Consider the following 1,204-nt stretch of genomic DNA (forward strand, 5'->3'; position numbering starts at 1 on the left):
GCTGGACGCGGGTTGTCGCGGCATGGCAAAACGCCTATAATGAGCGGGCATTTTGCCGATATGGAGCATCGATGGAAACCATCGCTTTTATACCGACCGGCGCCGGAGATCCGCGCCGCACGGAGTTCGCGTTTCTCGAACACCTGTTGGCAAGCCGCATTCGCGGCGACGCTGACCTTGCCGACCTGGCTCATGAACGGGTCGACGTCGACGTGATTGATCGACTCAGTGCGCAAGGCCTCAAGGCAGACGAGTTGACCTTCATTATCCCGCGGCGCACGCTGACGCACCGTCGACAGCAGCATGAACGACTTTCGACGGAGGAATCCGACCGTGCCATTCGCCTGGCCAGAATTATCGCGCAGGCGCATGCGGCATTCGGTGGCAACGACAAGGCGATGCGTTGGTTGCGCAATCCACAAAATCGCTTCGCTGGTCGCAGCGCTCTTGTGATGGCGGGTACGGAACAGGGCGCCCGCTTGGTCGAGGAGGCGCTTGTACAGATCGACGAAGGGTATTTCGCCTGATGGTGCTCTGGCGGATCAGTAATTTCGCCGATCTGAAAGGAGTAGGCGGGCTGCGCGCCCCCGGGCGCTGGCATACCGCAGGACGGCCAGTCGTTTATCTAGCAGAGCATCCCGCCGGCGCGCTTCTGGAAACGCTCGTTCATCAGGAGATCGGCTCCGCCGCTGACCTGCCCGACACCTACCGATTGTTGCGCGTGGAGGTCGGTGAGCGAGTCAAGATCGCCGAGTTGGGAGAGGGCGCACTGCCCGAAGACTGGCGCGAAAATCCGTCCTGGACACAGGCTTCTGGCAGCGAATGGCTTCAGGGAGGCGCCACCGCGTTACTCAAGTTGCCCAGCGCTATTTTGCCCTTCGCATTCAACTACATTCTGAACCCGCTACACGAAGACGCGACCGATATCAGCGTAAGCATGGTCATCGATGTGCGTCATGATCCGCGGATCCTGCGCCTGTTGACACGAGCTTAGTTCGGTAGGGCTATGCTGCGGTTCGTCTGCACGCGGGCTATGCCGGCGTACTCCGCGACGAAGCGATCGCGGCGCGGCCCCCAATAGACTTGGCAACACACAGCGCCATTTTTTCCTGACTCAGGCATGCTCATGGTGGGCCCGTTGTCCGGGCGGAGCCGACGTTCGAACGTCCGCATGAAAGCGTAAGCCAACGTCCGTAGGTGGCCG

The 1,204-nt window shown here is 60.9% G+C and carries 2 protein-coding genes; both read left to right on the plus strand.

The genetic code is table 11. The annotated features are described in order from the left end of the window. Nucleotides 1–71 precede the first annotated feature (71 nt). On the plus strand, nucleotides 72–527 hold the full coding sequence (locus tag AWB81_RS43160; RefSeq protein ID WP_062644709.1) for an Xre family toxin-antitoxin system antitoxin: 456 nt from the start codon (nucleotides 72–74) through the stop codon (nucleotides 525–527). Further along, the gene (locus AWB81_RS43165; RefSeq protein WP_087135629.1) at nucleotides 524–994 is read left to right on the plus strand and encodes an RES family NAD+ phosphorylase; all 471 of its coding nucleotides are present in this window, start codon (nucleotides 524–526) and stop codon (nucleotides 992–994) included. Before AWB81_RS43160 ends, AWB81_RS43165 begins: the two co-directional genes overlap by 4 nt. The last annotated feature ends 210 nt before the right edge of the window (nucleotides 995–1,204 follow it).

The sequence above is a fragment of the Caballeronia arationis genome (assembly GCF_001544975.2).
GTDB lineage: Bacteria > Pseudomonadota > Gammaproteobacteria > Burkholderiales > Burkholderiaceae > Caballeronia > Caballeronia arationis.

What these genes read in the sequence shown, in the direction of transcription:
- AWB81_RS43160 (WP_062644709.1), top strand. Translation starts at nt 72, where the DNA reads ATGGAAACCATCGCTTTTATACCGACCGGCGCCGGAGATCCGCGCCGC.